Source organism: Mesorhizobium sp. M7A.F.Ca.CA.002.09.1.1, from assembly GCF_003998555.1.
GTDB classification, from domain to species: Bacteria; Pseudomonadota; Alphaproteobacteria; order Rhizobiales; family Rhizobiaceae; genus Mesorhizobium; species Mesorhizobium ciceri.
The window spans coordinates 1-7,247 of the sequence record NZ_RZRR01000204.1 but is presented as its reverse complement, the minus strand read 5'-3'; the positions used below and the strand labels follow the sequence as shown (position 1 = coordinate 7,247).

6 protein-coding genes and 1 pseudogene are annotated in these 7,247 nt (G+C 63.8%); 5 read left to right on the top strand and 2 right to left on the bottom strand.

Annotated features, from left to right (window positions below):
• Nucleotides 1-483 (bottom strand): annotated as a pseudogene (locus EN994_RS11705) (protocatechuate dioxygenase); the annotation flags it as partial.
• Nucleotides 484-682: 199 nt separating this feature from the next.
• Between EN994_RS11705 and EN994_RS11700 the strand changes: the two are divergent.
• Both EN994_RS11700 and EN994_RS11695 read left to right on the top strand, forming a co-directional pair.
• Nucleotides 683-1,738 (top strand): GTP-binding protein, encoded by a 1,056-nt coding sequence (locus EN994_RS11700; RefSeq protein WP_063169832.1) that lies wholly within the window; start codon nucleotides 683-685, stop codon nucleotides 1,736-1,738.
• 253 nt (nucleotides 1,739-1,991) lie between these two features.
• A complete protein-coding gene (locus EN994_RS11695; protein ID WP_013528226.1) occupies nucleotides 1,992-2,966 on the top strand; it encodes a WD40 repeat domain-containing protein in 975 nt (324 codons plus the stop codon).
• Between the two features lie 6 nt (nucleotides 2,967-2,972).
• Here EN994_RS11695 and EN994_RS11690 read toward each other — a convergent pair whose 3' ends face one another.
• On the bottom strand, nucleotides 2,973-3,425 hold the full coding sequence (locus EN994_RS11690; protein ID WP_063169831.1) for a hypothetical protein: 453 nt from the start codon (nucleotides 3,423-3,425) through the stop codon (nucleotides 2,973-2,975).
• 154 nt (nucleotides 3,426-3,579) lie between these two features.
• On the opposite strand from EN994_RS11690, the gene EN994_RS11685 reads away from it, so the two are divergent.
• From EN994_RS11685 to EN994_RS11675, 3 genes are all read left to right on the top strand, one after another.
• On the top strand, nucleotides 3,580-4,959 hold the full coding sequence (locus EN994_RS11685) for an aspartate aminotransferase family protein (RefSeq protein WP_127307550.1): 1,380 nt from the start codon (nucleotides 3,580-3,582) through the stop codon (nucleotides 4,957-4,959).
• 11 nt (nucleotides 4,960-4,970) lie between these two features.
• Nucleotides 4,971-6,377: a glutamine synthetase family protein gene (locus EN994_RS11680; protein ID WP_082826626.1), complete on the top strand. Its 1,407-nt coding sequence runs from the start codon at nucleotides 4,971-4,973 to the stop codon at nucleotides 6,375-6,377.
• Between the two features lie 80 nt (nucleotides 6,378-6,457).
• Nucleotides 6,458-7,247, top strand: a 790-nt coding sequence (locus EN994_RS11675; RefSeq protein ID WP_127307549.1) for a putative DNA modification/repair radical SAM protein, incomplete at its 3' end; no start/stop codon positions are given.

The window sequence follows — 7,247 nt, the reverse complement described above, 5'->3', positions numbered from 1 at the left end:
CCAGCCGGGATAGATCGTGGCGAAGGAGACGATGCCGCTTGCATCGGTTTTCTGCCAACCACGCAGGAAGGTCTGGCCCGACGTGTCGACGTCGCGGCCGTCACCCTGTCCGGGATAGCCGGAATAGGCGCCCTGCGCGTCGCAATGCCAGATATCGACGCGGGCGCCGGCAAGTGGGCGGCAGTCCACGTCGACAACCTGCAGCCGGACGTCAAGGGCAATACCTTTCTTGCCTTCGGTGACATCGGCACGTTCGAGTTTCGGGTCGAAATAGAACGGTCCCTCGGTCACTTCAGGCGTAATGGTGCAGACACCGGCGCCGTTTTCGAACAAGGCCAGTCCGGCATAGGGTGAAGCCTGGGCAGCCGAAGATTGAGCGGCCATTGCCGAGGCCGGCAGGAAGGCACCACCTCCGGCGGTGACCGCGATCAACCCGAGCGCCTGGCGCCGGCTCAATGAGAAGGAGGATGGCTTGCCGGACATATCTTGCCTCTCAAATTGACCTTCCGCATCCCGAGCTAGGCAATCACAGCGGCTTTCGCCAGTCAAAATCCGGTATTGTAGCAAGCCGGTTTGGCCCATCGGTTTGCCCCGTGCAAAAGCCCGGCACACATCCTATATGGAACCGACAATCCCTTTTGAGGGCCGGATCTTTTGCGGCCCAGCACTTTCGAGGCAAGCCATGAGCGACGCACAGACGCAAATCCCCGTAACCGTTCTCACCGGCTATCTCGGCGCCGGCAAGACGACGCTGCTCAACCGCATCCTGTCGGAAAACCACGGCAAGCGCTACGCCGTCATCGTCAACGAGTTCGGTGAAATCGGCATCGACAACGATCTGATCGTGGAATCCGACGAGGAAATCTACGAGATGAACAATGGCTGCATCTGCTGCACGGTGCGCGGCGACCTGATCCGTGTCGTCGAGGGCCTGATGCGCCGCCCCGGCCGCTTCGACGCCATCGTCGTCGAGACCACCGGGCTCGCCGATCCGGTGCCGGTGGCGCAGACCTTCTTCATGGACGACGATGTGCGCTCCAAGACCAGGCTTGACGCGGTGGTGGCGCTGGTCGACGCCAAGCACCTGCCGTTGCGGCTCAAGGATTCCAAGGAAGCCGAGGACCAGATCGCCTTCGCCGACGTCGTCGTGCTCAACAAGACCGACCTCGTCACGTCAGAAGAACTCGCCAAGGTCGAGGCAACGATCCGCGCCATCAATCCGGCGGCAAAGATCCATCGTACCACCCGCGCCGGCGTTGACCTGACCGAAGTACTCGACCGCGGCGCTTTCGATCTGTCCCGGGCACTGGAAAACGATCCGCACTTCCTCGAGGCGCATGACGATCACGATCATCATGACCACGACGGCCACGATCACCACCACCATGATCATGACGGGCACGACCACCACCATCACGCGCATGCTTCGGACATTCATGACGTGACGGTGCAATCGGTGTCGCTGCGCGGCGGCGAGATGGATCCGAAGAAATTCTTCCCCTGGATCGAGAAGATCACCCAGATGGAAGGCCCCAACATCCTGCGGCTGAAAGGCATCATCGCGCTCAAGGGCGACGACGAGCGCTATGTCATCCAGGGCGTGCACATGATCATCGAAGGCGACCACCAGCGCGCCTGGAAAGACGGCGAAAAGCACGAGAGCCGGCTGGTGTTCATCGGCAGGGAACTCGACGCCGAGCGGCTGAAGAAGAGTTTTGACGCCTGCCAGGCGGCTTGATTTCCAAGCCTTATAACGCTAGCGCTGCCCCTTCTGTCCTTCTCCCCTTGTGGGAGAAGGTGGCCGTGCGAAGCTCGGTCGGATGAGGGGTGCTCCAGCTGGGCACCGACGGCGATCCGTCCAACACCCCTCAACCGTCTCGGCGCTGCGCGCCGATCCACCTTCTCCCACAAGGGGAGAAGGTTGGCGCCACACCCGGCCGCGCTGGCGACTTCCCGGGGATGGCAACAAACTTCATTGGAATGGTTCCCTGATGCCCACAGTCGCCCCCCTAGACCTCGAAGGCCATTGCATCGCCGCCGCCTTTCTCGGCGACGTGCCGCATTTCGCGATGGCCGACGGCGCCATCCATCGGCTCGACCATGGCCACAAGACGGTTCAGGCCAATGACGGGCTGCTCGCCGCCTTCCATGATGCGGCCAATGACCGGCTGATCACCGGCGGCGAGGACGGCAAGGTGTTTGCCGTGAAAACGGGCGGCGAGGCCACGGAATTGGCAAGCGCGGCCAGGAAGTGGATCACCAGCGTTGCCGCCGGGCCGCAAGGCGCCATCGCCTATGCCTCAGGCAAGACTGCCTTCGTGCGCTTCGCCGACGGCAAGACCAGGGAATTCGTCCATCCGCGTTCGGTGGAGGGGCTGGCCTTCTCGCCCAAGGGCATGCGCTTCGGCGTCGCCCGCTACAATGGCGCGACGCTGCATTTCCCGGCCGCCGAGGGCAAGCCGGTGGAACTCGAATGGGCCGGCGCCCATACCGGCATCACCTTCTCGCCGGATGGCGCCTTCCTCGTCACCACCATGCAAGAAAACGCATTGCACGGGTGGAAGCTCGCCGACGGCAAGCACATGCGCATGACCGGCTATCCCGGCAAGGTCAAAAGCCTGTCGTGGAGCGTAAAGGGCAAGTGGCTTGCGAGTTCCGGCGCGCCGGCGGCGATCGTCTGGCCGTTTTCCGGCAAGGACGGGCCGATGGGCAAGGCACCGCTGGAACTCGGCACGCGCGGCAATGCCATGGTGACGGCTGTCGCCTGTCACCCGAGCCAGGATGTCGTCGCCGTCGGCTATGATGACGGCATGGTGATGGCGGTGCGTTTTGCCGACGCCAAGGAAGTGCTGTTGCGGCGGCCGGGCAAGGGCGCCATCACCTCGATGATGTGGGACAAGGAAGAACGCCGCGTCGCCTTCGGCAGCGCGGCAGGCGACTGCGGCGTCATCGACATCACGGCCTGACCCCGCTCACTCCGCTCCGCACGACACTTTGCCGCTGATTTCGACCGGTTTGCCGTCCTGGTCCGTATCCGCTGCGGCGTCGTAGATGGAGAGCGTATAGCTCCCGTCGTAGACGCCTTCGTCGCTGGTCCTGGTCAGGATCGTCAGTTCGACCGAGTTGATCTTTTGCGCGGCCTCGTGCTCACGATAGATGTTCAGCCGCAATTCCTTGCCGTCGAGCCAGTACTGCGTCAGGTTGGAATCCTCGAACACGGTCTTGCGCAGGCTGTCGCTGGCAGGCCGGCTCAGAATTTCGAGGTTGCCGCGAAAGTTGAAGGTCGGCCCGCCCATGCCTCTGGTGACGCCGGCCTCGACCTCGAATGTCGCCGCCGGGTCGTCGGTGGAGCACCAGATGCCGCCCGAGGCGAAGGCCGCGCTCGCCGACGACAGGTGCATCGCCACACAGATGACCGTCCTCATTACCCCTCCCCCTCAATTCCCGCTCATATTGGCGCCGACTTCGGCAGCACGGTCAAGCGCCGCCGCCAAAGGCTGAGCCAACGCAGGACAGATGCGCGGCCAATTGCGGATGCAGACACGGATTGGCTAAGAGGAATCGACCAGAGGGGTTTTCATGCACAGCGATATGTCCAAGACGTCCATCGGCGGCATCGGCCGCGACCGCATTGCCGATCTGCGCGAGACCGAGGGGGCAGCCTTCCGCAAGGCGCGGCCGCAATCTCAGGTAAAGGTCGGCAACGGCCTGCCCGGCTTCTTCGGCGGCGTGCCGATGCACTGGATGAACGACTGGCCGACGCCGTTTCCGATCCTGGTCGACAGCGCCAAGGGCGCCACGATCACCGACATCGACGGAAACAAGCTCGACGATTTCTGCCTTGGCGACACCGGCTCGATGTTCGGCCATTCGCCGCCGCCGGTGGCGCGCGCCATCCGCCGCCAGGCCGGACGTGGCCTGACCTATATGCTGCCTTCGGAAGATGCGCTGGCCATCGGGCCGCTGCTGCAGCAGCGCTTCGGCCTGCCATTCTGGCAGATCGCGACGACGGCAACCGACGCAAACCGTTTTGCATTGCGCGTCGCCCGCGCCGTCACCGGCCGGGAGAAGATCCTTGTCTTCAACGGCTGCTACCATGGCTCGGTCGACGAGACGATGGTGCGGCTGATCGACGGCAAGCCCGTCAACCGGCCGGGATTGGCGGGCGAGTTTCGCGACCTGACGCGTACGGCCAAGGTCCTCGAGTTCAACGACATCTCAGCACTCGAAGCCGCGCTTGGGGATAAGGACGTCGCCTGCGTCATCGCCGAACCGGTGCTGACCAACTCCTGCATGGTGCTTGCCGATCCGGGCTACCATGACGCCCTGCGCAAACTGACACGCCAAGCCGGCACACTGCTTCTGATCGACGAGACGCACACGATCTCGACCGGCCCCGGCGGCTACACGAGGAAATATGGTCTCGACCCGGACTTCTTCGTCCTGGGCAAGCCGATCGCCGGCGGCGTGCCGGCCAGTGTCTGGGGCATGAGCGACGACGTCGCCTCGCGCTACGCGGACTACAACAGGACCAAGGAGCCGGGCTATTCCGGCATGGGCACGACGCTCTCGGCCAACCCGCTGCAGTTCGCAGCGATGCGCGCCGCGCTTGAAGAGGTGATGACGCCGGAAAATTATGACCGCATGGATCACCTGGCGCGGCGGCTCGATGCCGGGTTGACCGGCGTGATCGATCGCTATCGCCTGCCCTGGCATGTTTCCCGTGTCGGCGCCCGCGTCGAGTTCATCTGCGCGCCCGGTCCGCTGCGCAATGGCGCCGAGGCGGAAGTGGCGCATGCGCCGGAACTGGAGGCCGCCATCCATGTCGCGCTGATCAATCGCGGCGTGCTGATCGCACCCTTCCACAACATGATGCTGATCTCGCCGGCGACCACTGCGACCCAGGTCAACCGGCTGATCACCGCCTTCGGCGCGGTTGCGGCAAAGCTTGGGGCATGAGACAAGCGGCGATGGACCATCCCAATGCCACAATGACCTCACCTTCGGGCTCGACATCCGCCGAGGCGCACGCCTTTCTCGACGCCCATCCCGAGATCGAAGCCTTCGATATCGTGCTGACCGACGCCAATGGCGTCGGCCGCGGCAAGATCGTGCGCCGGCATGAGCTGAAGAGCATCTTCGAGGGCGGCCGCCATATGCCGATCTCGATCCTGGGCCTCGACATCACCGGCGAGGATGTGCACGAGACCGGGTTGATCTGGACGACCGGCGACGGCGATCTCAGGGCATGGCCGATCCCCGGTACGCTGGTGCCGCTCTACGGCACGAGCCCGCCACGTGGCCAGCTGCTGATGGCGATGTACATGCTCGACGGCCGGCCGATGTCGTCGGATCCGCGGCTGGCGTTGGCTCGGCAAGTCGACATCCTGGCGGCCAAGGGCCTCTATCCGGCCGGAGCCTTCGAACTTGAATTCTTCCTGCTGGCCAATGAGCGCGACGCCGACGGCAAGGTGCAGCCGGCGCGCGCCGTGCTCGACGGCCGCGTCTCGGGCAAGACGGAAGTCTATTCCGTTGATCATCTGCACGGCATGGAGCCGCTGTTTTCCGACATCTATGCCGCAGCCAAGGCGCAAGGCATTCCGGCCGAGACGGTCATTTCCGAATATGCGCCCGGCCAGTACGAATTGACGCTGAACTACCGCAAGGATGTGATGCGGGCGGCCGACGACCTGGTCATGCTGAAGCGGCTGGTGCGGGCGCAGGCGCGCCGCCACGGCGTCACCGCCTGCTTCATGGCCAAGCCGATCGAGAAATACGCCGGCTCGGGCATGCATTTCCATGTTTCGCTGCAGGACAGAGCCGGCCGAAACGTCTTTGCCGAAGCCGGCGGCGAGAGCTGGTCGCTGCCGCTGCTGCAAGGGCTCGGCGGCCTCATCCAGACCATGGCGGAATCGATGCTGGTGTTTGCGCCGCACGCCAATTCCTGGCGGCGCTTCGTCTCGCAATCCTATGCGCCGGTGGCACCGACATGGGGCGTCAACAACCGATCGGTGGCGCTGCGTGTGCCGGCCGGCGACGCCAAGAACCGGCGCATCGAGCACCGGCCGTCGGGCGTCGACGCCAACCCCTATCTGATCGCCGCAACCGTGCTCGCCGGCATCATCAAGGGCATGGATGAAGGGCTCGATCCGGGGCCCGAAACGACCGGCAACGGCTATGAGGCAGCGGTCACGCGCACAACCATGCCTGTCGACTGGCGCGCCGCGATCGAATCGGCCCGGGCGTCCAGCTTCCTGAAGAACGCGCTCGGCGAGGACCTGCACCGGACCTTCGTGGCGATCAAACAGTCCGAATACCTGCGCGTGGCACGCACGGTCAGCGAACTGGATTACCACCTCTATCTGCACGAAGTCTGAGGGCCGGGCGGGCGATCACTTTTTCGCCGTTTCCATCAAATGAGGTGGCATAAGGGCGGATAAGAACATATCATGAACAGATGAGCGCACTCACCGTCCGTGAAAAACTGGCTGTCCTCTCCGATGCCGCCAAATACGATGCGTCCTGCGCCTCGTCGGGTGCGGCGAAAAAGGACTCGCTGGAATCAGGCGGCATCGGCTCCACCGAGGGCATGGGCATCTGCCATTCCTACGCGCCGGACGGCCGCTGCATTTCGCTGCTGAAAATCCTGCTGACCAATTTCTGCATCTATGATTGCAGCTACTGCATCAACCGATCGTCGTCCAATGTGCGGCGCGCCCGCTTTGGCATCGACGAGGTGGTGAAGCTGACCATGGATTTCTACCGGCGCAACTACATAGAAGGCCTGTTCCTGTCCTCGGGTGTCGTTCGCTCGCCGGACGAGACCATGGGCGAGATGGTCGAGGTGGCGCGCCGGCTGCGCCTGGAGGAGAAATTCTCCGGCTACATCCATTTGAAGACCATCCCGGAAAGCTCGGCCGAACTGGTCGAGCAGGCCGGTCTCTATGCCGACCGGCTGTCGATCAATGTCGAACTGCCGACCGACGAGGGTGTGAAGCGGCTGGCGCCCGAGAAGAAGCCGGAGACAATCCGGCTTTCCATGGCCAGGCTGCGCCAGAAGATGGAGGAGAAGGCCGAGCCGACTTTGAAGACCAAAAAGCGCGAACGCTTTGCGCCGGGCGGCCAGTCGACGCAGATGATCATCGGCGCCGACAAGACATCCGACGACGGCATATTGCACACGAGCGCCCGGCTCTATGGCAGCTACCATCTGCGGCGGGTCTATTACTCGGCCTTCAGTCCGATTC

Coding starts and splice junctions, on each gene's coding strand:
- EN994_RS11680 (WP_082826626.1), top strand. CDS start 4,971: ATGGACCATCCCAATGCCACAATGACCTCACCTTCGGGCTCGACATCC.
- EN994_RS11695 (WP_013528226.1), top strand. CDS start 1,992: ATGCCCACAGTCGCCCCCCTAGACCTCGAAGGCCATTGCATCGCCGCC.
- EN994_RS11690 (WP_063169831.1), bottom strand. CDS start 3,425: ATGAGGACGGTCATCTGTGTGGCGATGCACCTGTCGTCGGCGAGCGCG.
- EN994_RS11700 (WP_063169832.1), top strand. CDS start 683: ATGAGCGACGCACAGACGCAAATCCCCGTAACCGTTCTCACCGGCTAT.
- EN994_RS11685 (WP_127307550.1), top strand. CDS start 3,580: ATGCACAGCGATATGTCCAAGACGTCCATCGGCGGCATCGGCCGCGAC.